The following is a 23,710-nucleotide window of genomic DNA, read 5'->3' as shown; positions in this document are numbered from 1 at the left end:
CGTATCGAAACCGGTGTTGATCGCCCGGAGGGTTTCGATACGCGGCGCTGCGCACCGCTACTCAACCAACGGGCGGTATCGAAACCTACCCGATGACCCCGACCGCTGGTTGAGTAGGCCCGCAGGGCCGTATCGAAACCGGTGTTGATCGCCCGGAGGGTTTCGATACGCGGTGCTGCGCACCGCTACTCAACCAACGGGCCGTATCGAAACCTACCCGATGACCCCGACCGCTGGTTGAGTAGGCCCGCAGGGCCGTATCGAAACCGGTGTTGATCGCCCGGAGGGTTTCGATACGCGGTGCTGCGCACCGCTACTCAACCAACGGGCCGTATCGAAACCGGTGTTGATCGCCCGGAGGGTTTCGATACGCGGCGCTGCGCACCGCTACTCGACCAACGTCGCGGGTCAGCCGGGGAGTTTGGCCAGGCCCGCGCGCAGCTTGGTCAGCTCGGCGTACAGGGCTTCGGGCATCCGGTCGTCGCCGAGGGTGCCGAAGTACTGCTCGGTCTCGTCGGCCTCGGCGAGCCAGGCCTGCTTATCGAGGCCGACCAACGTCTGCAGGTCGTCTTCGGTGACGTCGAGGCGCTCGATGTTGAACTCGTGCATCAGGGGCAGGCCGCCGATGGGGGTCTGCCGGGCGGCGACCTCACCCTCGAGGCGACGGATGATCCACTCGACCACGCGCGAGTTCTCGGCGAAGCCGGGCCACATGAACTTGCCGTTCTCGTCTTTGCGGAACCAGTTGACCTGGAAGATCGGGGGAGCGTCCGAACCCAGCGTCTCGCCCATGTCGAGCCAGTGCTGAAAGTAGTCGGCCATGTTGTAGCCGACGAAGGGCAGCATGGCGAACGGATCGTGGCGCAGCTGGCCGACGGCACCGGTCGCGGCAGCGGTGGTCTCCGAGGCCATCGTGGCGCCGACGAAGACGCCGTGCGACCAGCTCTTCGCCTGGGCGACGAGCGGAACGGTCGACGGGCGGCGACCGCCGAAGATGATGGCGTCGATGACGACGCCGGCCGGGTCGTCCCACTCGTCGGCGATCGACGGGCACTGGTCGGCCGTGACGGTGAAGCGCGCGTTGGGATGCGCGGCCGGCGTCTTCGAGTCGGGGGTCCAGTCGTTGCCCTGCCAGTCGAGCAGGTGCGCGGGCGGGTTTGGCGTGAGGCCCTCCCACCACACGTCTCCGTCGTCGCGCAGGGCGACGTTGGTGAAGATGGTGTTGCCCCACATCGTGTCGACGGCGGTCTGGTTGGTCACGATGCCGGTGCCGGGGGCGACGCCGAAGAACCCGCGCTCAGGGTTGATCGCGCGCAGTTTGCCGTCGGGGCCGGGGCGCATCCAGGCGATGTCGTCGCCGATGGTCTCGACCTTCCAGCCGGGAATCGTGGGCTTCAGCATGGCGAGGTTGGTCTTGCCGCACGCCGACGGGAAGGCGGCCGCGAGGTGGTAGACGCGCTGCTCAGGCGAGGTGACCTTGATGAGCAGCATGTGCTCGGCCATCCAGCCCTCGTCGCGGGCCATCACCGAGGCGATACGCAGGGCGAAGCACTTCTTGCCGAGCAGGGCGTTGCCGCCGTAGCCCGAGCCGAACGACCAGATCTCGCGGGTCTCGGGAAAGTGGGCGATGTACTTCTTGGGGTTGTGCGGCCACGACACGTCGTCGATGCGGTTGCCGGCGTCGTCGATCAGCGGAAAGCCGACGCTGTGCAGCGCGGGCACCCACTCGGTGTCGTCGGTGATGAGGTTCAGCACCGGTGTGCCGATGCGCGTCATCAGCGCCATGCTGACCACGACGTAGGGCGAATCGGTGAGCTGAACGCCCACCTGCGACAGCGCACCGCCCACGGGGCCCATCGAGAACGGCACCACGTACATGGTGCGGCCGCGCATGCTGCCCTCGAACAGCGGCAGCAGCTCGGCCTTCATCGACCCCGGCTCGCGCCAGTTGTTCGTGGCGCCGGCGTCGATCTCCTCTGCCGAGCAGATGAACGTGCGGTCTTCGACACGGGCCACGTCGGCCGGGTCGCTGCGCGCGAGAAAACTGTTGGGGCGCCACTCCGGGTTGAGCCGGATGAGCGTGCCCTGCGAGATCATCAGCTTGGTGAGCTGGTCCCACTCGGCCGTCGAGCCGTCGCACCACACGATCTCATCGGGCTGCGTGATCGCGGCGACGTCGAAGACCCAGGCCGCGATGCCGGCGTCGATGCGCAGCGGGGCGGTGGTGGTCGGGGCGGTTTCGTCGGCGTCGACGAGGCGCAGGGCGGCCTTTGCGGCTTTCTTCGCGGTGCGGGGTTCTGGTACAGAACTCTTGAGGATGCTCATGGCTGCTCCTATAAGTCGAGGTGTCGGCGTCGAGAGTGTCGATTTCGGGGCTGATTTCGCGGTGTTCTTCTACTTTGCGCCAATATTGCGCTAGATTTTTGAATTGTTCCCCGAAAGATTCACCGTTCTTTACAGGAGGCAAAGATGCCGACGTCCACCTCGACCGATCTGATCACCCTCGGTCGTCGCATCCGTCATTTCCGCAAGAACGCCGACCTCACACTCGACCAGCTCGGTGAGCGGGTGGGGGTCGTCGGCAGCCAGCTGTCGCTCATCGAGAACGGCCGGCGTGAGCCGAAGTTCTCGCTGCTGCAGGCGCTGTCGAGCGAACTCGACGTGCCGCTCGCCGACCTGCTGAGCGAAGAGGCTCCGGATGCCCGTACCGCGCTCGAGATCGAGCTCGCTCGGGCGCAGAGCGGCGACCTCTATGCGTCACTGGGGCTGCCGCGCGTGCCGGCCAGCCGCAACCTGCCGCAGGAGACCCTCGAATCGCTCGTCGGACTGCACCGCGAACTCATCCGCCGCGCCACCGAGTCGATCGCGACCCCCGAGGAGGCCCGCCGCGCGAACACCGAGCTGCGCGACACCATGCGCGAGCGCAACAACTACCTGCCCGACCTCGAGAAGGTCGTCGAGCAGACGCTCGCCCGGGTCGGTCACCAGGGTGGAGCGCTCAGCCACCGCACGGTGAGCCTGCTTGCCGAAGACCTCGGGTTCAGCCTCATCCACGTGAACGACCTGCCGCACTCCGCCCGATCGGTCACCGACCTGGCCAGCGGGCGCATCTACCTGCCGCCGGCATCCATTCCCGGCGGGCATGGGCTGCGCTCGATGGCGTTGCAGGCGATGGCGCACCGGGTGCTCGGCCACCAGCCGCCGAAGAACTACGCCGAGTTCCTGCAGCAGCGGCTCGAAATCAACTACTTCGCGGCCGCGTCGCTGATGCCGCAGACCGCTTCGGTCAAGTTCCTCTCGGCGGCGAAGGCGCGGCGCGACCTGTCGGTCGAAGACTTCCGCGACGCGTTCGGTGTCACCCACGAGGCGGCGGCGCTGCGGATGACCAACCTGGCCACCTCGCACCTCGGCATCGACGTGCACTTCCTGCGCCTCACCGACGACGGCGCCATTCAGAAGGCCTACGAGAACGATGGCCTGCCCCTGCCGCACGACGTGACGGGCGCTGTCGAAGGACAGTTCGTCTGCCGCAACTGGGCCGCGCGGGTCGCCCTCACCCGAACGAATCGGTCGACGGAGTTTTACCAGTACACCGACACCCCGAGCGGAACGTTCTGGTGCGCCACGCAGACCGGCACCACCGCTGCCGGCGAGTTCTCCATCAGCTTCGGCACCTCGTTCGCCGACGCCAAGTGGTTTCGCGGCCGCGACACCGAGAAGCGAGCGCTGTCACGCTGCCCCGACGAGTCGTGCTGCCGCCGCCCGCCGAGCGAACTCGTCGACCGCTGGTCGTCGAGCGCCTGGCCGAGCGCCCGCCTGCACGCCCACGTGCTCTCGCCCCTGCCCTCGGGCAAGTTCCCGGGCGTCGACGACCGCGAGGTCTACGAGTTCCTCGAGTCGCACGCCGCCTCCTGACCATGCGCCGGTCGCTGGTTGAGTAGGCGCGCAGCGCCGTCGCTGGTTGAGTAGGCGCGCAGCGCCGTATCGAAACCGGAGGTGGGGGGTGGGGCGTGGGGTTTCGATACGCTCCTGCGGAGCTACTCAACCGGCGGGGCGGAGCTGGTCAACCGGCGTAGCCGGCGAGAAGAGGGGCGATCGCGGCCTCGACGTAGGGGTCGAGGGTGCCTCGGCCCGGGCCTGCGGCCGCCCACTCCTGCGCCGCCGCGACCACAGCGCCGGTGAGGGCGTACGCGATCGAGCGTGGCAGCATCGAAGCGGGATCGAGACCGAGGCGCACGCCGGCGAAGGTGCCGAGAATGCCCGCCCACTGCGTGAACCGGGCGAGCGCCGACGCCTGCACCTCGAGGGCAGGCCCGATGAGGGGGTACTGCGTCAGAATCCAGGGCACCCGCGAGGGGCCGAAGCCACGGGCGACGGATGCCAGGGCGTCGCCGAGCGCCTGCAGCGGTTGCGCATCCTGAGCCGCGGCCCCGAGCGCATCGCTCAGCTCACCGGCGGCGCCGTCGACGTCGACCCAGAACACGTCGCTCTTGCCCTGGAAGTAGTTGAAGAAGGTCGAACGCCCCACCCCGGCCCGCTGCGCGATCTGGTCGATCGTGGTCTTGGCATAGGTGTTCTCGAGAAAGAGCTCGAAGGCCGCGTCTTCGAGCAGCTCGCGAGAGGATGCCCGGGGCCGGCCGCGCCCCGCCCTGACTGGTTGTTCGGCCATGCGCCCAGTGTATTCACCCGCGGTCAGCGGCGGCCGCACGCGTGTACGATTGGAGCAACGACTATGAGCCGGCCATCACCGGGGAGTCGCCGGAAGAACGGCCGCACCGCGAGGCGTGACCAAGTAGAACCGGCCGGGCCTGGCCCGTCACAGCCAAAGAACGAGCGGCGTGCGGCGAGAGTTGCACGCAAGCGGGGTGGTACCGCGCCGCGGTGTGTCGTCAGACGCACGGGGCGTCCTCGTGGAACAGGCAGCGTCAGCCCTCCAGGAGAAGAATGAGTTACCCCAAGACCAACCCGACGGCCGAGAACGGCGCCGCGTTCGGCATCGTGCCCTCCCCGAGGTTTCCCGAGCTCGAAGAGCGCGTGCTCGCCTTCTGGAAGCGTGACGACACCTTTCGCGCATCGATCGCAAACCGCGAGGGCGCCGACGAGTGGGTGTTCTACGACGGGCCGCCGTTCGCGAACGGGCTGCCGCACTACGGCCACCTGCTGACCGGCTATGCCAAAGACCTCTTTCCGCGCTACCAGACCATGCGCGGCAAGCTCGTCGAGCGTCGGTTCGGCTGGGACACCCACGGCCTGCCGGCCGAACTCGAGGCGATGCGCCAGCTCGGCATCACCGAGAAGAGCGAGATCGAAGAGATGGGTATCGGCACGTTCAACGCCGCCGCCCGCGCCTCGGTCATGCAGTACTCGAAGGAGTGGGAGGAGTACGTCACCCGCCAGGCTCGCTGGGTCGACTTCGAGAACGACTACAAGACGCTCGACATCACCTACATGGAGAGCGTCGTCTGGGCGTTCAAGCAGCTCTGGGACAAGGGGCTCGCCTACGAGGGCTTCCGCGTGCTGCCGTACTGCTGGCACGACGAGACGCCGCTGTCGAACCACGAGCTGCGCATGGACGACGACGTCTACAAGATGCGCCAAGACCAGACCGTCACGGTGACGTTCCCGCTGATCGGCACGAAGGCCGAGGCGCTGGGGCTGACCGCCGTGCGCGCGCTCGCCTGGACAACCACCCCGTGGACCCTGCCGACCAACCTCGCGCTCGCGGTCGGCCCCGACATCACGTACGCCGTGGTGCCCTCGGGCCCCAACGGCACGCTCGACGCCGAGGTTCAGCGCGAGGGCGACGACGGGCATCCAGTTGCCAGCGCCACCGAGGTTCTCGGGGCCGAGTACCTGCTCGCCGCAGACCTCGTGGGCGCCTACGCCAAAGACCTCGGCTACGACTCGGCCGAGGATGCCCGGGCAGCCGTCTCGCGCACGGTCGTCGGTCGCGAGCTGGAGGGTGTGAACTACGCCCGCCTCTGGGACTACTACGCCGACACCGAGAAGTACGGCACCGAGAACGCCTGGCAGATCCTGGTCGCCGACTACGTCGCCACCGGCGAGGGCACCGGAATCGTGCACCAGGCTCCGGCCTACGGCGAAGAAGACCAGAAGGTCTGCGAGCGCGCCGGCATCCCCGTGATCATCTCGGTCGACGAGGGCGCCCGCTTTCTGCCGAACATCGCCGAGGTCGCAGGCCAGCAGGTCTTCGAGGCCAACCGCCCGCTCACGCAGATGCTCAAGGCCGACGGCCGGCTCATCCGCCAGGCCAGCTACGAGCACTCGTACCCGCACTGCTGGCGCTGCCGCAACCCGCTGATCTACCGCGCCGTGTCGAGCTGGTTCGTGCGGGTCACCGAGTTTCGAGACCGCATGGAGGAGCTCAACCAGCAGATCGAATGGGTGCCCGAGAACGTCAAAGAGGGGCAGTTCGGCAAGTGGATCGGCAACGCCCGCGACTGGTCGATCTCGCGCAACCGTTACTGGGGTTCGCCGATTCCGGTGTGGAAGAGCGACGACCCGGCGTACCCGCGCATCGACGTCTACGGTTCACTCGACGAACTCGAGCGCGACTTCGGCGTGCGCCCGACCGACCTGCACCGCCCGTACATTGACGAACTGACCCGCCCCAACCCCGACGACCCGACGGGCCGGTCGACGATGCGCCGCATCGAAGACGTGCTCGACGTGTGGTTCGACTCGGGCTCGATGCCGTTCGCCCAGGTGCACTACCCGTTCGAGAACCGTGAGTGGTTCGACGAACACAGCCCGGCCGACTTCATCGTGGAGTACATCGGGCAGACCCGCGGCTGGTTCTACCTCTTACACGTGCTCTCGACCGCGCTGTTCGACCGCCCGGCGTTCACGAATGTGATCAGCCACGGCATCGTGCTCGGCAGCGACGGGCAGAAGATGTCGAAGAGCCTGCGCAACTATCCGGATGTGAACGAGGTGCTCGACCGCGACGGGTCGGATGCGATGCGGTGGTTCCTCATGGCCTCACCCGTGCTGCGGGGCGGCAACCTCATCGTCACAGAGGAGGGTATTCGCGAGGCGGTTCGGCAGTTCATCCTGCCGCTCTGGAACACGTACTACTTCTTCACCCTGTACGCCAACGCCGCGACGAGCCCCGAGCACCCCGACGGGTACGAGGCCAGATGGTCGACGGCCTCGACCGATGTGCTCGACCGGTATCTGCTCGCCAAGACGCGCGAGCTCATCCGTGACGTCGCCGGCGACCTGGATGCCCTCGACTCGACCCTCGCGGCAGCGAAACTGCGCGACTTCGGCGATGTTCTGACGAACTGGTACGTACGGAGGTCGCGCGACCGGTTCTGGTCGGGCACCGACACGGCCGCCTTCGACACGCTGTACACCGTGCTCGAGACGGTGACGCGTGTCGCCGCTCCGCTCCTCCCGCTGGTCGGTGAGACCATCTGGCAGGGCCTCACCGGCGGCCGCAGCGTGCACCTCGAAGACTGGCCGAACGAGAACGACTTTCCGGCCGACCCGGCCCTCGTACACACGATGGATCAGATCCGCGCCATCAGCGGCGCGGCCCTCTCGCTGCGCAAGTCGAGTGGCAAGCGCGTGCGCTTGCCCCTGTCGAACCTCACGGTCGTCACCTCGAACGTCGAGGCACTCGCGCGCTTCGAGTACATCCTGCGCGAAGAGCTGAACGTGAAGACGGTCACGTTCGTCGAGCAGGGGCCGACCAGCGCGGTCGACTTCGGCATCACGTCGAAGCTCACGGTGAACGCGCGTGCCGCGGGCCCCCGGCTCGGCAGGGGGGTGCAGCAGGTCATCAAGGCCGCCCGCGAGGGGCAGTGGTTCGAAGAGAACGGCGTCGTCACCGCCGGCGGAGTCGAGCTGGAACCGGCCGAATACGACCTCGTGCTCGAGACGAGCGGTGAGGGCGACGACCAGGCCCTCGCACTGCTGGCCGGCGGCGGCTTCGTGCTGCTCGACACCACGACCACACCCGCGCTCGAGGCCGAGGGGCTCGCCCGCGATGTCATCCGTGCCGTGCAGGAGACTCGTAAGTCGGCCGGCTTCGACGTGAGCGACCGCATCACGCTCGACCTGGTCTTTTTCTCTGACGACGACGCGGCAGCCGTGCGCTCCGCCGTCGTGGGGGCGGCCGGTGACGCCGTGGCGATCGACGCCGAGACCCTCGCGACGGTGTTCGCGGTGCACTCGCCTCGCGACGTGCCCGACCTCGAATCGAAACGGGATGTCCTGCCCTCCGAATGGCTCGGCGGTGTGGTGGCGACAGCCCCCGAACACTACGCTCGCGTGGAGAAGGAGCGGTACGCCAACGCCGACGTGTTCGTCGTCGCGGTCAGCCGCCCAGAAGGAGTGACGCATGTCTGATCGCGGTGCCGGCGACGGCGACGACGAACTGTACGATGAGCCGATCGGCACCGGTGCAGGTTACGGCGACGACCCCGGCGACGGGGTGCACCGCGACACGAGCACGCGCGACCGCAGCGAGGTCGACGATGACGGCGACATCTTCGGTGGCGACGACGACGATGACGATGACGACGCCGACGAGTTCGAGCTGGCCGAGGCGTACGACGGCCAGCTCGTCGTCGGCGGCCCGGCCGGCGAGGGCGGCGACGGGCGCGACGGCGAGCTCGACCTGCCCGACGAGTTCGTCGAGGCCGGCGACCGGGTCTACGCCGAGCTGCTCGAGCGGCACGGTGAAGCCGAGCCGCAGCCGCGCCTGGCCGCCACCCGGCAGGCGGTCGAGCTGCTGGGTGATCCGCACCGGGCGTACCCGATCATCCACCTCACCGGAACCAACGGCAAGACCAGCACCAGCCGCATCGTCGAGAGCATTCTGCGTGCGTACGGCCTGCGCACCGGGCTCTTCACCAGCCCCCACCTCGAGCGCCTGAACGAGCGCTTCGTCATCGACGGCCGGCCCATCTCGAACGAGGCGCTCGCCGCCAACTGGGCCGACATCTCGCCCTTTCTCGAGATCGTGGATGCCCAGCTGACCGCTGCCGGCGAACCCCGCCTCACATTCTTCGAGGCCCTCACCGTGCTGGCCTTCGCGGCCTTCGCCGATGCGCCCGTCGATGTTGCGGTGATCGAGGTGGGCATGGGCGGCGAGTGGGATTCGACCAACGTCGCCGACGGCCAGGTCGCAGTGTTCACGCCCATCTCGCTCGACCACACCGCCCGGCTCGGCAACACGGTCGCCGAGATCGCCCGCACCAAGTCGGGCATCATCAAGCCGGCCGCGCAGGTCGTCAGCGCCCGGCAGCAGCCCGAGGCGCTCGCCGAGCTGAAGCGTGCCGCCGAGCTCACCGAATCGACCTTCATCACCCAAGACGCCGACTTCCAGGTGCTGTCGACGAGCGTCGCGGTCGGCGGCCAGGTGGTGTCGATCAAGGGCATCGCCGGCACCTACACCGACCTCTTCCTGCCGCTGTACGGCGACCATCAGGCTCAGAACGCCGCGGTTGCGGTCGCAGCGGTCGAGTCATTCCTCGGCGGCGGCGCGACCGCCATCGTCGAAGACGTGCTCGTCGAGGCGTTCGCCACGGTCACCTCACCCGGGCGCCTGCAGCTGATCGGCACCGAGCCGACGGTGCTGGTGGATGCCGCACACAACCCGGGCGGAGCGCAGGCCCTCGCCGCCGCCGTCAAGGAGTACTTCTCGTTCGACAAGGTCGTGGCGGTGGTCAGCATCCTCGACGACAAAGACGCCGAAGGCATCATTCGCGCCCTCGACCCCGTCGTGGCCGAGTTCGTGGTGACCCAGTCGTCGTCAGATCGCGCGACGAACGCCGATGAGCTCGCCAGCCTCGTGGTCGGGGTCGCCGGGGCCGATCGCGTGATCGTCGAGCTCGACCCGCGCGAGGCCGCCCGTGTCGCCCGCGACTCCGCCGCCGAGTCGGAGCAGGGCGCGGTGCTCGTCACCGGTTCGATCACTCTGGTCGGCGAGATGATCAGCCTCGCCACCGAGGAGGAATGGAAGCCGTGAACGACCAGCCCGCCCGGCCGGCGCAGCCTGCGTCGCCCGGCCGGGGCCGCAACGCGCGGCCCCCGCGCGCACCGCGGGTGCGCCGGCAGCGCTCGGTGCAGGAGAGCCTCGGCTCCATCGTGCTCGGCTTCGAACTGATCATCGTCGGTCTGGCCGCGCTCGTCGTGTTCGGCCTGCACAAGCTGCCGCCGCTCGTCGCGCTCGGCGGGGGAGCGGTGCTCTGCGTGCTGCTGCTGGCGGTCATCCCGCTGCTTCGCTACCGGGCCGGATTTGTGATTGGCTGGGTGCTGCAGGCCTTCATCTTCGTCGTCGGCTTCTTCATTCCCGAGGTGTTCTTCGTGTCGGTTCCGTTCGGCGCGATGTGGGCGTTCTGTATGATCCGCGGAGCGCGCATCGACCGCGACAACAGGGCTCTTGCCGCCGCGCAGGCCGCGGTCGCCGACGACCCCGACATCCCCTCCTCACCCACCCACTAGCCACTCCGCGTCATCTCCCCAGCCACCACCAGAAAGAGTGAACCGTGCCCACCTCTGTTGAAGAAACCCTCGTACTGATCAAGCCCGACGGCGTCGCCCGCAACCTCATCGGCGAGATTCTCGGCCGCATCGAGAAGAAGGGGTACCAGCTCGTCGACCTGAAGCTGTTCGTGCCCGAGCGCTCACTGCTCGCCGAGCACTATGCCGAACACGAGGGCAAGCCGTTCTACGAGCCCCTCGTCGAGTTCATGGAGTCGGGCCCCGTCGTCGCCGCCCGCGTCGCCGGCAACAGCGTCATCGCCGGCTTCCGCTCGCTCGCCGGCGCCACCGACCCGACCGCCGCTGCGCCCGGCACCATCCGCGGCGACCTCGGCCGTGACTGGGGCCTCGCAGTGCAGCAGAACCTCGTGCACGGCAGCGACTCGCCCGAGTCGGCCGCCCGCGAGCTGGCCCTCTGGTTCGACTGACCCATCGCTGGGCATCCGCGCCCGTCGGGTGGCGGATGCTCAGCTGCGGTCATCTCGCTTGCGCCAGCCGCACACCGTAACACCGTCGCCGAACCCGACGAAAAATCCGCTGTGGAAGGCGAGCCGAAGAAACTCTGCCGAATCTTCGACATCGAATGAGCGACCCGATTGCTCGCCCAGAGCGATGTGATCGGCTCGGGATTTCAACGATTCCATCCAGTTCAACCGCGCGTCGCGCAGTACTCGCGATGCGGGCAGCCGTCGCTCATGCGTGGGTACTGTTTGCGATTCCAGAAGCAGACTCTGCACAGTTCCATCCACCGTAAGCACTTCGAGGTCGTTCCACTTCGAAACTGGATGCCCGGCAAATCGGTATTCAACATCAGGTCGCCCATATCGTTCAACCAGTTGTTCGAGCGTCATAGCCGCAACGCGATCGAACGCTCGTACGGTATCGACGAACGCTCGAACGTGGGTGGCGGGTTCGATTTCACTGGCAAAGTAGCGTCGACTGACGTGTCTGGCTCCGCACAAGAGGTAATAGCAATATTCGCCCCGCCGATAGTGCCAGATCCGTTCACGCACGACTCCCGATCGGGGTGTGAGATCGTGACGCCCGGATCTGGTTTGCACTTCGTCGCCCAGCGCGTACTCACGCGCCGGAGCCTCTTGTCGCGGGTCGGCATCGGCCGCAGCACAGTTCGTAGAGTGATCGGGCACTCTCGCAGTCTAGCGAATAAGTGACGAATCGTCAGAGCATCGGTCAGCTGTTGATGAGCGACTGGATGACGTCGAGGCGCAGCTGCGCGATCACGAACACGATCAGGTACGACACCAGAACGAGCAGCCAGAGGAACGGGTAGAACAGGGCGGCGACGCTGCGCACGCCCTCGGGCACCGGAATGTTGCCCTCCTTCAGGTTGAACACCGTGACGTACCAGAACAGCGCGATCACCACGACCCAGACGACCATGCAGTACGGGCAGAGCGTGCCCAGCACGAAGATGCTCTGGCTGATCAGCCAGATCACGAACACCAGCGCCAGCACGATGCCGAGGTTGAAGAGCATCCAGTACCACCGCGCGAAGCGGGCGCCGGCGAGCATCGAGACGCCCACCGCCACCACGATCGCGAAGCTGGCGACCCCGATCAGCGGGTTCGGAAAACCGAACAGCGAGCCCTGCCAGCTGGCCATGTTGGGCCCGCAGCTGACCAGCACCGAGATGTTGCACGAAGGCACATAGCTGGGGTTGATCAGCGTCTCGATCTTCTCGAGCGTGAGGGCGAACGAGGCGCCGAACCCGACCAGGCCGGCGATGACCAGGAAGACGGCGAACGCCAGCGGGCGGCGTGTCGTGGGCGTCTCGGCAGACGACTCGACCACGCCGTCTTCACCCTCATCGAGGGGTGTGTTCGGGGGCGCGTCTGACATCACTGTCGGATTATCGCACAGCACTTCGAGCGGCAATCTGGGAATGCATGCGATAATAGGAGCATGTCGACCGGGCCGCGCCCGGGCCGGCAGCAGAAAAAGCTTTTCGGGCCTGACCGGGGTCGTTAGCACGTTCCGGGGGGCACGAGTTACAGAAGTACACGGATGATCGACCAGAGCCAGTGCCGCACGGCGCTACAGGGCCGGCCGAGAACGTGAAGGATTTGCGAGGTGCGCGCAGGCGTGGTCTCGCACGAGAGAGTACCCCGGCAGGCGGCGCGGTTGCCACGCCAGGGCAAGGAGTGCACCAGCAATGGTGGAAGACAGTATCAATAGTGAGCACGAGCCACCGGTCAGAAGACGGTCGAGATTGTTCGGCGGGCGCAAAGCAGCGCGAAAGGCGGCAGAGAGCGTAGCTCCTGCGGCCTCGGCTGCCGTAGACCCCGCCTCGAACGACTCCGCCGTGTCTCGTTCCGGCGGCTCAGCGACGGCGAGCTCCGCCGCTGCGCTCGCACCGACAGCAGAACAGCGCCCCGGCGCCTGGTCGCAGCAGGGCCCGGCGCACGCCGGCGCCGGTGCCGCCGACGAGGCCGCCGCCGCGGTGCCGTCTGCCCCGACAGATGTGAAGGCCCCTGTGTCAGATTTCCACGATTCCAATCCGCCCGACGACGAGACGACCATCGAGGCCTCGAAAGACCAGGCCGAACCCTGGCTCGAGCCCGACATCAGCCAGACCCCGGCGCTGGCCGACGCGCCCGCCTCGGCTGCCGCCCCCCGCACCACGACGTCGCTGCTCTTCCAGGCCCCCGACATCCAGCCGCTGCCGCCCCGTGCGCGCGACTTCGACGACTACGACCAGAACGACGACGACGACGATGACCGGTCGGAGCCCTACGGCAACCGCCCGGCCGACACCGTTCGCCGCCGCACCCGCCGCCGCAGCGGCGAGGAGAGCCGTCTGCCAGACGACGTTCCGCCGAACACCGTCGTCAAGGTGCGCCAGCCCCGCCAGGCCGCGGCGCCCGAGCTCATCACCGAGCCGCAGCGGGTCAAGGGTTCGACCCGCCTCGAGGCCAAGAAGCAGCGTCGCCGCGACGGCCGCGACGCCGGCCGCCGCCGCCCCGTCATCACCGAGGCCGAGTTTCTGGCCCGCCGCGAGTCGGTCGACCGCGCGATGATCGTGCGGTCGAGCCACGACCGCATCCAGATCGGCGTGCTCGAAGACGGCGTGCTGGTCGAGCACTACGTGGCGAAGGCCGCGGAGGCGTCGCTGATCGGCAACGTGTATCTCGGGCGTGTGCAGAACGTGCTGCCGAGCATGGAGGCGGCGTTCGTCGACATCGGGCGCGGCCGCAACGCTGTGCTCTACTCGGGCGAGGTCGACTGGGATGCCGCCGACACCGGCAACCAGCCCCGCCGCATCGAGCTGGCGCTGAAGCCCGGCGACACCGTTCTCGTGCAGGTCACGAAAGACCCGGTCGGCCACAAGGGCGCGCGCCTCACCAGCCAGGTGTCGCTGCCCGGCCGCTACCTCGTGTACGTTCCGAACGGCAACATGAACGGCATCAGCCGCAAGCTGCCCGACACCGAGCGTTCGCGCCTCAAACGCATCCTCAAAGAGGTGCTGCCCGAGAAGGTGGGCGTCATCGTGCGCACCGCTGCCGAGGGCGCCACCGAAGAGCAGCTCACGCTCGACGTCAACCGCCTGATCAGCCAGTGGGCCGCGATCAGCGACAACGTGGCGTCGCTGCAGGCACCCGCCCTGCTGCACGGCGAGCCCGACCTGCTCATCAAGATCATTCGCGACGTCTTCAACGAAGACTTCCACAAGCTGGTCATCAGCGGTGACGACGCGAGGGGCACCATCGAGGGCTACCTGGCGCAGGTAGCGCCCGACCTGGTCGACCGCATCGAGGTCTTCGAGGGCGAGAAAGACATCTTCGACGAGTTCCGCATCAGCGAGCAGATCGAGAAGGCGCTCGACCGCAAGGTGTGGCTGCCCTCGGGCGGCTCGCTGGTCATCGACCGCACCGAGGCCATGACCGTGGTCGACGTCAACACCGGCAAGTTCGTCGGCTCTGGCGGCAACCTCGAAGAGACCGTGACCAAGAACAACCTCGAGGCGGCCGACGAGGTCGTGCGCCAGATGCGCCTGCGCGACATCGGCGGAATCATCGTGGTCGACTTCATCGACATGGTGCTCGAGTCGAACCGCGACCTCGTGCTGCGCCGGCTCGTCGAGTGCCTCAGTCGTGACCGCACCAAGCACCAGGTGGCCGAGGTCACCTCGCTCGGGCTCGTGCAGATGACCCGCAAGAAGCTGGGCCTCGGGCTGCTCGAGTCGTTCAGCGAACCCTGTGAGGTGTGCGCCGGTCGTGGCGTGGTCATCCATCACGACCCCGCCAGCAAGCACCGCACGCAGGTGCAGACCCCGCAGCCCGACCGCCGTTCGCGCGGCAAGGGCGGCAACGGCGGCAACGGCGGCAACGGCGGCGGCAACGGTTCGTCGAACGGGTCGGGCAACGGCAACGGCGGCAACGGTTCGGGGTCGAACGGTTCGTCGCACACCAACGGCGTGACGCACAGCATCACTCCCGCCGCGCAGAATGCTCTCGCGCAGATCGCAGCGAGCACCATCGCCGCGGCCAACGGTCAGAAGCCGGCCGCGTCGGCTGGTTCGACGATGGCTGCCGAGGCCGCGAAGGCGGGCGGGGCGGATGCCTCGGGCTCGCCGGTCGCCGAGACAGCGGCCGTGGCATCCACCGCCCCTGCCGGCGGCTCAGCGCCCGCCTCGGACGACGACCGCGCCGAGGGTCAGCAGATCCTGGGCCAGGGCGACCAGCCCGCGTCGGGCCGCTCGCGCCGAAACTCGCGCCGTTCGCGCAGCCAGCGGGCGGCGGCCAACGCTGCCGCCGAGGCTGCCCCGGCCGACGCGCTGACCGCAGAAGCGTCGCCGGCCGAGGTCGAGGCGCCGACAGTGCTCGACGATGGCAACGCCGGCGCGGAGTCGACCACGTCGGCAGTCGAGCCGGCCGCGGCCTCGGCGTCCGTCGACCTGCCCGCCGCGACGCCGCCCGCCGTGGTCGAGCAGCCGGCCGTCGCCACCACGCCGCAGCCCGAGGGCGCGCAGAGTGCCGAACCGGCCATCACAGCTGAACCGGCCATCAAATCGGTCGTCGAGACGCACCTCGACCTGCCGCTGCTCGACCTGCCCGCCGCACCGCAGACGGCCCCTCGCCAGAAGCGTGTCGACGCCGACCGGTTGCTCGACTCGGTGCTCGAACATCTGCCCGAACCGAAGCAGCCCGGCCAGGGCCGCTCACGCAGCCGCCGCGTCTCGACGGCCGCGCTGAGTGCTCCGGTCGTGCCGCCCTCCGAGTAGGCGTTCGGGTCGTCAGGCGCGGCGGTTGTGGCCGGCACGGTCGCGTGCCGCCACCCGCAGGCCGCTGGTGCGCAGCGCCAGCACGATCTCGCGCATGGTGGCCGGGTGCGCCCCGGCGGCGACCAGTTCGTCGTACCGTTCGAGGGGAACGTCGTAGTGGTCGAGGTCGAAACCGCGCTTCGGAATTCCCATTCCGGCCGCGAATGCGTGCAGTTCGTCGAGCGAGCTGTCGCTCACCAGGTGCGACCAGAGGGTGTTGTGCGCCGGCCAGCGGGGCACATCGATCAGCACGGTCATCCGTTCAGTTTACGAATGTATTGTCGGCGGGCGGCGTGTCGAGCCGCACCAGGCCCGTCTGCGTTTGACCGGGCCTGATTCACAGGCTAAAGTAGACCGTTGGTGCGCGCTTGGCTTCGCCCGCGCTCTCGCCAGACATTTTTTGCTCCTGATTTACAGGGGTATTGTGGCATTCGCCCGCTGGGCATATGCAACCCTCAGAGAATAGGTACGTGAAGTGGTTTACGCAGTTGTGCGCGCCGGTGGTCGGCAAGAAAAGGTAGAGGTCGGCACCATCGTGACCCTCGACCGCCAGAAGGCCGACAAAGACGGCAACATCCAGCTGGCAGCCGTGTTGCTGGTCGACGGTGACAAGATCACGTCGGATTCCGAGACCCTGTCGGGCGTCACGGTGACCGCCGAGGTTCTCGAAGACCTCCGCGGCCCGAAGATCGTCATCCAGAAGTTCAAGAACAAGACCGGATACAAGAAGCGCCAGGGCCACCGCCAGGAGCTGACTCGTGTCAAGGTCACCACGATCAAGTAAGGGCAGGTAGAAACTCATGGCACACAAAAAAGGCGCGAGTTCCACTCGCAACGGTCGTGACTCCAACGCGCAGCGCCTCGGCGTGAAGCGCTTCGGCGGCCAGGTCGTCTCCGCCGGCGAGATCATCGTCCGCCAGCGTGGCACCCACTTCCACCCCGGCGTCAACGTCGGCCGTGGCGGCGACGACACGCTGTTCGCGCTCGCTGCGGGCTCGGTCGAGTTCGGCAACAAGGGTGGCCGCAAGGTCATCAACATCGTTGTTCCGGTTGCTGCAGAGAACGTCGCGGTTTCCGCCTAGCAGGTATCTCTTGTTTGAACAGGGGCGGGCTTCGGTCCGCCCCTGTTTTGTTTGAAAATCAAATCTTCTCGTAAGGAGCGCAAATGGCAACGTTTGTTGACCAGGTGACCCTCCATCTGAACGCAGGCAACGGCGGCAACGGCTGTGTCTCGATCAAGCGCGAGAAGTTCAAGCCGCTCGCCGGCCCCGACGGCGGCAACGGCGGCAACGGTGGTGACATCGTTCTCGTCAGCGACGCCCACACCACCACGATCCTCGACTTCCACCGCCGCCCGCACCGCACCAGCGAGAACGGCGGGCCCGGCATGGGCGACTTCCGCAACGGGTTCTCGAGCGACGAGCTCGAGCTGAGCGTTCCGGTGGGCACCGTGGTGAAAGACGCCGAGGGCAACGTGCTGGCCGACATGGTCGAGCCGGGCATCCGTGTCGTCGTCGCCGCCGGCGGACAGGGCGGGCTCGGCAACGCCGCCCTCGCCTCGAGCAAGCGCAAGGCCCCGGGGTTCGCGCTGCTCGGCACCCCCGGCTGGGAGGGCGACGTCTACCTCGAGCTGAAGACCGTGGCCGACGTCGCGCTGGTCGGCTACCCGTCTGCGGGCAAGTCGAGCCTGGTCGCGGCCCTGTCGGCAGCGAAGCCGAAGATCGCCGACTACCCGTTCACCACCCTGCACCCCAACCTCGGCGTCGTGCAGGCCGGCGAGACGCGCTACACCATCGCCGACGTGCCAGGCCTCATCGAGGGCGCCAGCGAAGGCAAGGGCCTCGGCCTCGAATTCCTGCGTCACGTCGAACGCTGCAGTGCGCTGCTGCACGTGCTCGACTGCGCCACGCTCGAGCCCGGCCGTGACCCGCTGAGCGACCTCGACGTGATTCTCGGCGAACTCGCCGCCTACCCTGTGCCCGACGGCCAGGTTCCGCTGCTCGATCGCCCCCAGCTCATCGCCCTGAACAAGATCGACGTGCCCGAGGGCCGCGAGCTGGCCGACTTCGTGCGCCCCGACCTCGAGTCGCGCGGCTACCGCGTGTTCGAGATCTCGACCGTGAGTCACGAGGGTCTCAACCCGTTGTCGTTCGCGCTGGCCGAGGTCGTCGAGAAGAGCCGCGCCGAGGCTGCAGAGGTCGCCGCCGCGCCGCGCATCGTCATCCGCCCGAAGGCCGTCGACGAGGTCGACTTCTCGGTCAAAATCGAGGGTGGTTCGTTCGGCAACGTCTACCGCATCCTCGGCTCGAAGCCCGAGCGCTGGGTCGCGCAGACCGACTTCACGAACGAAGAGGCCATCGGCTTCCTCGCCGACCGCCTGGCCAAGCTGGGCGTCGAAGACGAGCTGTTCCGGTCGGGCGCGGTCGCCGGTTCGACCGTGGTCATCGGTGCCGGCAACGGCATCATCTTCGATTGGGAGCCCACCCTCACCTCGACGGCCGAGCTGGTCACCGCGCCACGCGGCACCGACCCGCGCCTCGCCCCGAACGAACGCCGCACCAACCAGACCCGTCGCCAGCGCTACGTGGAGCTGATGGATGCCAAGGCCGCCGCCCGCGCCGAACTCGTCCGCGAGAAGGAGGCCGGGCTCTGGGGCGACGAGGCCGACGGTCTCACTGAGCCCGACTACGACGGCCTCGACGGCGCCATCGATGCCGAGGTCGCCGATGCCCGAGTCGGCGGCTCACGCGGCGGCGACGAGCACCGCGGCGACGCGCACTCCGATGGAGAGAAGGCGTGACCGCAGGCCGCACCCGCGAGCACACCCTCACGCGCGAGCAGATCGCGACGGCGGGCCGCATCGTCGTCAAGGTCGGGTCGTCGTCGATCAGCGGCGAGAACGCCGGCCAGATCGGCCCCTTGGTGACCGCCCTGGCCGATGCCCACGCCCGCGGCGCCGAGGTCATCCTCGTCTCGTCGGGCGCCATCGCCACCGGCATGCCCTATCTGCAGCTGGATGCCCGACCCACCGACCTGGCGACCCAGCAGGCCGCGGCGGCCGTCGGCCAGAACGTGCTCATCTACCGCTACCAAGACAGCCTCGACCGCTACAACATCGTCGCCGGCCAGGTGCTGCTCACCGCGGGCGACCTCGAGAACCCGAGCCACCGCAGCAACGCCCAGCGCGCCATGGAGCGGCTGCTCGGCCTGCGCATCCTGCCTATCGTGAACGAGAACGACACCGTCGCGACGCAGGAGATCAGGTTCGGCGACAACGACCGTCTCGCCGCGCTCGTGTCGATCCTCGTCAAAGCCGACCTGCTCGTGCTGCTCTCTGACGTCGACGCGCTCTACACGAAGCCGCCGCAGCAGCCGGGCGCGGTCAAGATCGTCGACGTTCCGGTCGGCGATCTGCTCGCCGACGTGACCTTCGGCGACATCGGCGCCGCGGGCGTGGGAACCGGGGGAGCGGCCACGAAGGTGTCGGCGGCCCGCCTCGCCGCCGACGCGGGAACGGCCGTGCTCGTGACGAGCGCGGTTCTGGTGAGCGAGGCGCTCGCCGGGCATCCGATCGGTACGTTCTTCGAACCCGCCGGCGCCTGACGAAACCGGCCCGGCCGCGGCTAAACTCGGGGTATGTCGCAAACGATTCTCGACGCCCCGACGACCGCCCGCACGCTGAACGAGAAGCTGGTCGCCGCCCGCGCCGCCTCGATCACGCTGGCCACGGCCACCGCCGACCAGAAGAACGCCGCGCTCGAGGCCATCGCGGCCGCCGTCGAGGGCGGGGCCGACCGCATTCTGCCCGCCAACGAGCTCGACCTGGCGAACGGCCGTGAGAACGGCCTCTCGACCGCGCTGCAAGACCGTCTCGCGCTCAGCGCGGCGCGCCTGACGTCGCTCGCGGGCGCCGTGCGCGAGATCGTCGGCCTCGTCGACCCGGTGGGCGAGAGCGTGCGCGGCCGAGTGCTGCCCAACGGTGTGCGCATCGACCAGGTGCGTGTTCCGTTCGGCGTGGTGGGCGTCATCTACGAGGCGCGCCCGAACGTGACCGTCGACATCGCAGCACTCGCCCTGAAGAGCGGCAACGCCGTCGTGCTGCGGGGCGGTTCGGCGGCCGAGAACACCAACGGGGTGCTGGTCGCGCTGATTCAGGATGCCCTGGCCTCCGTCGGCCTGCCGGCCGACTGCGTTCAGACCATCGACGAGTTCGGGCGCGAGGGTGCACGCGAACTGATGCGGGCCCGCGGGCTGGTCGACGTGCTCATCCCGCGCGGCAGCGCAAGCCTCATCAGCACCGTCGTCACCGAGTCGAAGGTGCCCGTGATCGAGACGGGCGACGGGGTCGTGCACGTGTTCCTCGACGAGAGCGCGAACGAACAGTGGGCCATCGACATCGTGCACAACGCAAAGGTGCAGCGGCCGAGCGTCTGCAACGCCCTCGAGACGTTGCTCGTGCACCGCGGTGCGGCCGAGCGTCTGCTGCCGGGGGTGCTGGCGAAGCTGCGCGAGTCGGGGGTGAGCATCCACGCCGACGACGAGACGCGCGCGATCTTCGCCGACGCCGTGCCCGCGACCGAAGAAGACTGGCAGACCGAGTACATGAGCCTCGACCTCGCGGTCAGGGTCGTGGCCGACATCGACGAGGCGATGCAGCACATCCGCACCTACTCGACCCACCACACCGAGTCGATCATCACGAACGACCTCGGCAACGCCGAACGGTTTCTCAACGAGGTCGATTCGGCAGCTGTGATGGTGAACGCCTCCACACGGTTCACCGACGGCGGCGAGTTCGGGTTCGGAGCCGAGGTGGGCATCTCGACGCAGAAGCTGCACGCCCGCGGCCCGATGGGGTTGCCCGAGCTGACCAGCACGAAATGGCTGGTGCGCGGGTCGGGTCAGATCCGGGGCTAGCCACACCGGGGCCGTGCCAGATTCAGGGCTAGCCACACCGGGGCAGTGCCAGATCCGGGGCTGACGCAAAACCGATAGACTCGGGGTGACGGCATGAACAGCCGACGAGACCACCAGGAGAATGAATGTCTGTGACGACGAGTGCGATTGTGCTGGCCGATGAGGTTGTCAACCAGCTTCCGTTCCCGGGGTTCTTCTTCGGGCTCATCGCCTTCGTGCTGTTCTTGACCTTCGGCTTCGTCATGTGGAGCTACCGCGACGTGGCGAACCGCCACCCGAAGAAGTCTGCCGAGTTCGCACAGACCCACGACCTTCACGGTCACGGTGACCGAACGGGCGCCGACCACTAGGCGAACCGGGCCTCCCGTGCTCCGAACGTTCCTGCCGAAACCGGCTGCGCTCGTGTGCCCTGCAGCGGCCGACGCACTGAAGGTCATGGCGAGAGGCCGGGAACGGTGACGGCCCTCGCGCCGCCCGTCACCGGCGAGAAGCGGCGTGCCCGCATCGGCATCATGGGCGGAACGTTCGACCCGATTCACCACGGCCACCTCGTCGCCGCCAGCGAGGTCGCCCAGTTCTTCGAGCTCGACCGGGTGGTGTTCGTTCCGACCGGTCAGCCCTGGCAGAAGACCGACGTCACCGAGGCCGAACACCGGTACCTGATGACCGTCATCGCCACGGCCTCGAATCCGCGGTTCACGGTGAGCCGGGTCGACATCGACCGGGGCGGGCCCACCTACACGGTCGACACCCTGCGCGACCTGCAGGCAGCGAATCCCGACGCCGACCTCTTCTTCATCTCGGGCGCCGACGCCATCGCGCAGATCCTCGGCTGGAAGGACTCGCCCGAACTCTGGTCGCTCGCCCACTTCGTCGCCGTCTCACGACCCGGCCACACCCTCGCTATTTCCGCTTTACCGCGACAAGACGTAAGCTATTTGGAAGTTCCGGCTCTCGCGATCTCGTCTACTGACTGTCGCGGGCGGGTAGGCCGGGGATTCCCAGTGTGGTACTTGGTACCCGACGGTGTAGTTCAGTACATCACCAAGCATCACCTATATCGGAGTGTTGAATGACTGTGCCTCACGACGAGCAGCCGCTGACCAGGCGCCAGCTCCGTGACCTCGAGCGTCAGAAGCCGCGAAAGCAGCAAAAAGAAGAAGCCAAGGCAGCCGAAGAGGCCGAGGCCAAGCGTCGCGCCGACGAAGCGGCCCGAGCTGCTGCCGAGCGCGCCGCGTTCGAGGCCGACGCTGCGCGCGCCGTGGCCGCCCCGGCCGGTGAGAGTGCCGTCGAGGCTGCCGTTGCCGAGGCTGCGCCTGTCGAGGCCGAACCCGTCGAGGCAGAAACGGTCGTCGTCGAGCACGTCGACCCCGTCGAGGCTGAACCGGTGATCGAGTCGCAGAGTGTGGCACCCGCGCCCATTCTGAGCAGGAGGGCCAGGCGTGCGCTCTCTGCCGATCATCCGCTGGCCGAACAGAACGACGCGGGCACCGTCACTGCCGGAGCTGCAGGTGTCGCCGGTTCTGCTGACCCGGTCGACGAGCAGGCGCCCGTCGACGCGACCGGGCCCGTCATCGCCGAGATCATGCCCGACGAGCCCGTCGAGCACGACGTTCTGACCGTCGACGAGCCGAACGACCACGCCGATGTGGTGCACGACGCCGACGCTGCCGACGACGATGCCGACCAGGTCGTCGACGCCGAGCCGATGGTCGAAGAGCTGATGGTGATCGACGACGTCGCGCCCGAGCTGCTGGCCGAAGAAGAAGACGAGCTCGCCGAGATCGACGACACGCCTGCTCCCGAGCCGGTGCACATCGTGACGATCGACGAGACGCCCAGTGCGCCGGTGCTGGCGCCGCTGTTCCAGGCGCCCGCGCCCGGCCGCGAAGCCACGACCGCCAGTATCACCCCGAACGACCTCGCCCCGGCCAGCTTCGACGACCTCCTCGCCACGCGCGGTGTCGGGTCGTCGAACAGCGTCACTTCGACGAGCGCCCTCGTGCTGCCGTCGGTGCCGAACCACGGAGACGTCGGAACGGCCCTCGACGAGACCGGCGAGGTCATCATCACGGGGTCGATCGACCTGCCGATGAGCCTCGGCTCCACCGGCGCCGCCCCGGCCGACGGGCTCGAGTCGTCAGAACTCGACGCCTTTCTCGACCCCGAGAGCGAAGTCGGTTCTGACGTCGCCCCGGTCAGTGCCACGCGTGCGATCAGCACGCACGGCCCCAGCTCAGGACTTGTCGCTCCGCCCAAACGGCGCGGCGCCAATGCTCCGCTCATCCTCGCGGTGACCGCAGGGGTGCTCGCCGTCGGTGTCGTCGGCCTGCTGCTCGCTGCCTTCGTCTTCCGTATCTTCTGAATCAACCGACCACGTCAGGTGACCCTCTTTCTGTGACTGCTTCTCCCCGTTCCCTCGAACTAACCCAGATCGCCGCTGTCGCGGCCGATGCAAAGCAGGCCGAAAATCTCGTCGCTCTCGACGTCTCCGGCCCGCTGCCCCTGACCGATGTCTTCCTGCTCGCCTCCGGCCGTAATGAGCCCCTGGTTCGCGCCATCGCCGAAGAGATCATCGAGAAGCTCTCGTTGGCCGGCGCCCCGCTGCTGCGGCGCGAGGGGCTCGCTGAGGGCCGCTGGGTGCTGCTCGACTTCGGCGACGTCGTGGTGCACGTGTTCCACGAAGAAGACCGCATGTACTACTCGCTCGAGCGGCTCTGGAAAGACTGCCCGGTCGTGCCGTTGACCGTCTCGGTCTGAGACGGCGCTGCGCGGCATCCCGGCCCTGAGGCTGCTTCGGTTTCTCAGAACGCGTCGGCGTGTAGTAGTCTAGGCAAGTTGTTTGGAGCCGAGATGAATCGGCCGAGGGCGGCACAACACACAACTGAATACCGTTTACGGGGCTGTGGCGCAGTTGGTAGCGCACCTGCATGGCATGCAGGGGGTCAGGGGTTCGAATCCCCTCAGCTCCACCATTGTGATGAGTCGCGAGATTGT

The 23,710-nt window shown here is 67.9% G+C and carries 20 protein-coding genes and 1 tRNA gene; 16 read left to right on the top strand and 5 right to left on the bottom strand.

Annotated features, from left to right (window positions below; all coding sequences use genetic code 11):
* Positions 1-408 precede the first annotated feature (408 nt).
* The gene (locus V3W46_RS05245) at positions 409-2,325 is read right to left on the bottom strand and encodes a phosphoenolpyruvate carboxykinase (GTP) (protein WP_331782038.1); all 1,917 of its coding nucleotides are present in this window, start codon (positions 2,323-2,325) and stop codon (positions 409-411) included.
* A 144-nt stretch (positions 2,326-2,469) separates the two neighbouring features.
* Between V3W46_RS05245 and V3W46_RS05240 the strand changes: the two genes are divergently transcribed.
* Entirely contained in the window at positions 2,470-3,915 is a 1,446-nt protein-coding gene (locus V3W46_RS05240; protein WP_331782037.1) for a helix-turn-helix domain-containing protein, read from the top strand.
* 148 nt (positions 3,916-4,063) lie between these two features.
* On the opposite strand, the gene V3W46_RS05235 is transcribed toward V3W46_RS05240, so the two are convergent.
* Positions 4,064-4,669: a TetR/AcrR family transcriptional regulator gene (locus V3W46_RS05235; protein WP_331782036.1), complete on the bottom strand. Its 606-nt coding sequence runs from the start codon at positions 4,667-4,669 to the stop codon at positions 4,064-4,066.
* 275 nt (positions 4,670-4,944) lie between these two features.
* Between V3W46_RS05235 and ileS the strand changes: the two genes are divergently transcribed.
* Genes ileS through ndk form a run of 4 tightly spaced genes read left to right on the top strand, consistent with a single transcriptional unit; the run spans position 4,945 to position 10,943 of the window.
* Complete coding sequence (gene ileS, locus V3W46_RS05230) at positions 4,945-8,376, top strand: isoleucine--tRNA ligase (RefSeq protein WP_331782035.1); 3,432 nt, start codon at positions 4,945-4,947, stop codon at positions 8,374-8,376.
* Positions 8,369-10,000 (top strand): bifunctional folylpolyglutamate synthase/dihydrofolate synthase, encoded by a 1,632-nt coding sequence (locus V3W46_RS05225; protein ID WP_331782034.1) that lies wholly within the window; start codon positions 8,369-8,371, stop codon positions 9,998-10,000. Before ileS ends, V3W46_RS05225 begins: the two co-directional genes overlap by 8 nt.
* Positions 9,997-10,476, top strand: coding sequence for a DUF4233 domain-containing protein (locus V3W46_RS05220; protein WP_331782033.1), 480 nt, complete (start codon positions 9,997-9,999; stop codon positions 10,474-10,476). The genes V3W46_RS05225 and V3W46_RS05220 overlap by 4 nt, the downstream gene beginning before the upstream one ends.
* 44 nt (positions 10,477-10,520) lie before the next feature.
* Positions 10,521-10,943, top strand: coding sequence for a nucleoside-diphosphate kinase (gene ndk, locus V3W46_RS05215; RefSeq protein ID WP_331782032.1), 423 nt, complete (start codon positions 10,521-10,523; stop codon positions 10,941-10,943).
* Between the two features lie 39 nt (positions 10,944-10,982).
* Here ndk and V3W46_RS05210 read toward each other — a convergent pair whose 3' ends face one another.
* Together V3W46_RS05210 and V3W46_RS05205 are read right to left on the bottom strand one after the other, a co-directional pair.
* Entirely contained in the window at positions 10,983-11,663 is a 681-nt protein-coding gene (locus V3W46_RS05210; RefSeq protein ID WP_331782031.1) for a hypothetical protein, read from the bottom strand.
* Between the two features lie 43 nt (positions 11,664-11,706).
* Positions 11,707-12,375 carry a vitamin K epoxide reductase family protein gene (locus V3W46_RS05205; protein ID WP_331782030.1) on the bottom strand — a complete coding sequence of 223 codons (669 nt, stop codon included), beginning with the start codon at positions 12,373-12,375 and terminating at the stop codon, positions 11,707-11,709.
* A 313-nt stretch (positions 12,376-12,688) separates the two neighbouring features.
* On the opposite strand from V3W46_RS05205, the gene V3W46_RS05200 reads away from it, so the two are divergent.
* Positions 12,689-15,757, top strand: a complete 3,069-nt coding sequence (locus tag V3W46_RS05200) for an Rne/Rng family ribonuclease (RefSeq protein ID WP_331782029.1) — start codon at positions 12,689-12,691, stop codon at positions 15,755-15,757.
* A gap of 12 nt (positions 15,758-15,769) precedes the next feature.
* Here V3W46_RS05200 and V3W46_RS05195 read toward each other — a convergent pair whose 3' ends face one another.
* Positions 15,770-16,054 carry a DUF4031 domain-containing protein gene (locus tag V3W46_RS05195; protein WP_331782028.1) on the bottom strand — a complete coding sequence of 95 codons (285 nt, stop codon included), beginning with the start codon at positions 16,052-16,054 and terminating at the stop codon, positions 15,770-15,772.
* 217 nt (positions 16,055-16,271) lie between these two features.
* Here V3W46_RS05195 and rplU point away from each other — a divergent pair, with 217 nt between their 5' ends.
* The 10 genes from rplU (at position 16,272) to V3W46_RS05145 (ending at position 23,688) form a co-directional block, all read left to right on the top strand.
* The gene (rplU, locus tag V3W46_RS05190; RefSeq protein ID WP_331782027.1) at positions 16,272-16,580 is read left to right on the top strand and encodes a 50S ribosomal protein L21; all 309 of its coding nucleotides are present in this window, start codon (positions 16,272-16,274) and stop codon (positions 16,578-16,580) included.
* Between the two features lie 16 nt (positions 16,581-16,596).
* Positions 16,597-16,878, top strand: coding sequence for a 50S ribosomal protein L27 (rpmA, locus tag V3W46_RS05185; protein WP_331782026.1), 282 nt, complete (start codon positions 16,597-16,599; stop codon positions 16,876-16,878).
* An 83-nt stretch (positions 16,879-16,961) separates the two neighbouring features.
* Positions 16,962-18,596, top strand: coding sequence for a GTPase ObgE (gene obgE, locus V3W46_RS05180; protein WP_331782025.1), 1,635 nt, complete (start codon positions 16,962-16,964; stop codon positions 18,594-18,596).
* A complete protein-coding gene (gene proB, locus V3W46_RS05175) occupies positions 18,593-19,399 on the top strand; it encodes a glutamate 5-kinase (RefSeq protein ID WP_331782024.1) in 807 nt (268 codons plus the stop codon). Before obgE ends, proB begins: the two co-directional genes overlap by 4 nt.
* 33 nt (positions 19,400-19,432) lie before the next feature.
* Complete coding sequence (locus tag V3W46_RS05170) at positions 19,433-20,713, top strand: glutamate-5-semialdehyde dehydrogenase (RefSeq protein WP_331782023.1); 1,281 nt, start codon at positions 19,433-19,435, stop codon at positions 20,711-20,713.
* Between the two features lie 125 nt (positions 20,714-20,838).
* Positions 20,839-21,063 (top strand): hypothetical protein, encoded by a 225-nt coding sequence (locus V3W46_RS05165; protein WP_331782022.1) that lies wholly within the window; start codon positions 20,839-20,841, stop codon positions 21,061-21,063.
* Between the two features lie 105 nt (positions 21,064-21,168).
* On the top strand, positions 21,169-21,789 hold the full coding sequence (gene nadD, locus V3W46_RS05160; protein WP_331782021.1) for a nicotinate-nucleotide adenylyltransferase: 621 nt from the start codon (positions 21,169-21,171) through the stop codon (positions 21,787-21,789).
* Positions 21,786-23,078 carry a hypothetical protein gene (locus V3W46_RS05155; RefSeq protein ID WP_331782020.1) on the top strand — a complete coding sequence of 431 codons (1,293 nt, stop codon included), beginning with the start codon at positions 21,786-21,788 and terminating at the stop codon, positions 23,076-23,078. The genes nadD and V3W46_RS05155 overlap by 4 nt, the downstream gene beginning before the upstream one ends.
* A gap of 32 nt (positions 23,079-23,110) precedes the next feature.
* Positions 23,111-23,473: a ribosome silencing factor gene (gene rsfS, locus V3W46_RS05150; RefSeq protein WP_331782019.1), complete on the top strand. Its 363-nt coding sequence runs from the start codon at positions 23,111-23,113 to the stop codon at positions 23,471-23,473.
* Between the two features lie 139 nt (positions 23,474-23,612).
* Positions 23,613-23,688: transfer RNA gene (locus tag V3W46_RS05145), tRNA-Ala, on the top strand.
* Positions 23,689-23,710 lie beyond the last annotated feature (22 nt).

The sequence above is a fragment of the Subtercola sp. YIM 133946 genome, assembly GCF_036553535.1.
GTDB lineage: Bacteria > Actinomycetota > Actinomycetes > Actinomycetales > Microbacteriaceae > Subtercola.
This window is presented reverse-complemented; position numbering and strand designations above follow the sequence as displayed.

Bases quoted from the DNA above. Each gene is read 5' to 3' on its own strand.
- V3W46_RS05165 (WP_331782022.1), top strand. From the start codon at position 20,839: ATGTCTGTGACGACGAGTGCGATTGTGCTGGCCGATGAGGTTGTCAAC.
- V3W46_RS05240 (WP_331782037.1), top strand. From the start codon at position 2,470: ATGCCGACGTCCACCTCGACCGATCTGATCACCCTCGGTCGTCGCATC.
- obgE (WP_331782025.1), top strand. From the start codon at position 16,962: ATGGCAACGTTTGTTGACCAGGTGACCCTCCATCTGAACGCAGGCAAC.
- V3W46_RS05245 (WP_331782038.1), bottom strand. From the start codon at position 2,325: ATGAGCATCCTCAAGAGTTCTGTACCAGAACCCCGCACCGCGAAGAAA.
- V3W46_RS05170 (WP_331782023.1), top strand. From the start codon at position 19,433: ATGTCGCAAACGATTCTCGACGCCCCGACGACCGCCCGCACGCTGAAC.
- V3W46_RS05225 (WP_331782034.1), top strand. From the start codon at position 8,369: ATGTCTGATCGCGGTGCCGGCGACGGCGACGACGAACTGTACGATGAG.
- V3W46_RS05155 (WP_331782020.1), top strand. From the start codon at position 21,786: ATGACTGTGCCTCACGACGAGCAGCCGCTGACCAGGCGCCAGCTCCGT.
- V3W46_RS05235 (WP_331782036.1), bottom strand. From the start codon at position 4,669: ATGGCCGAACAACCAGTCAGGGCGGGGCGCGGCCGGCCCCGGGCATCC.
- ileS (WP_331782035.1), top strand. From the start codon at position 4,945: ATGAGTTACCCCAAGACCAACCCGACGGCCGAGAACGGCGCCGCGTTC.
- V3W46_RS05205 (WP_331782030.1), bottom strand. From the start codon at position 12,375: ATGTCAGACGCGCCCCCGAACACACCCCTCGATGAGGGTGAAGACGGC.
- V3W46_RS05195 (WP_331782028.1), bottom strand. From the start codon at position 16,054: ATGACCGTGCTGATCGATGTGCCCCGCTGGCCGGCGCACAACACCCTC.
- V3W46_RS05200 (WP_331782029.1), top strand. From the start codon at position 12,689: ATGGTGGAAGACAGTATCAATAGTGAGCACGAGCCACCGGTCAGAAGA.
- rpmA (WP_331782026.1), top strand. From the start codon at position 16,597: ATGGCACACAAAAAAGGCGCGAGTTCCACTCGCAACGGTCGTGACTCC.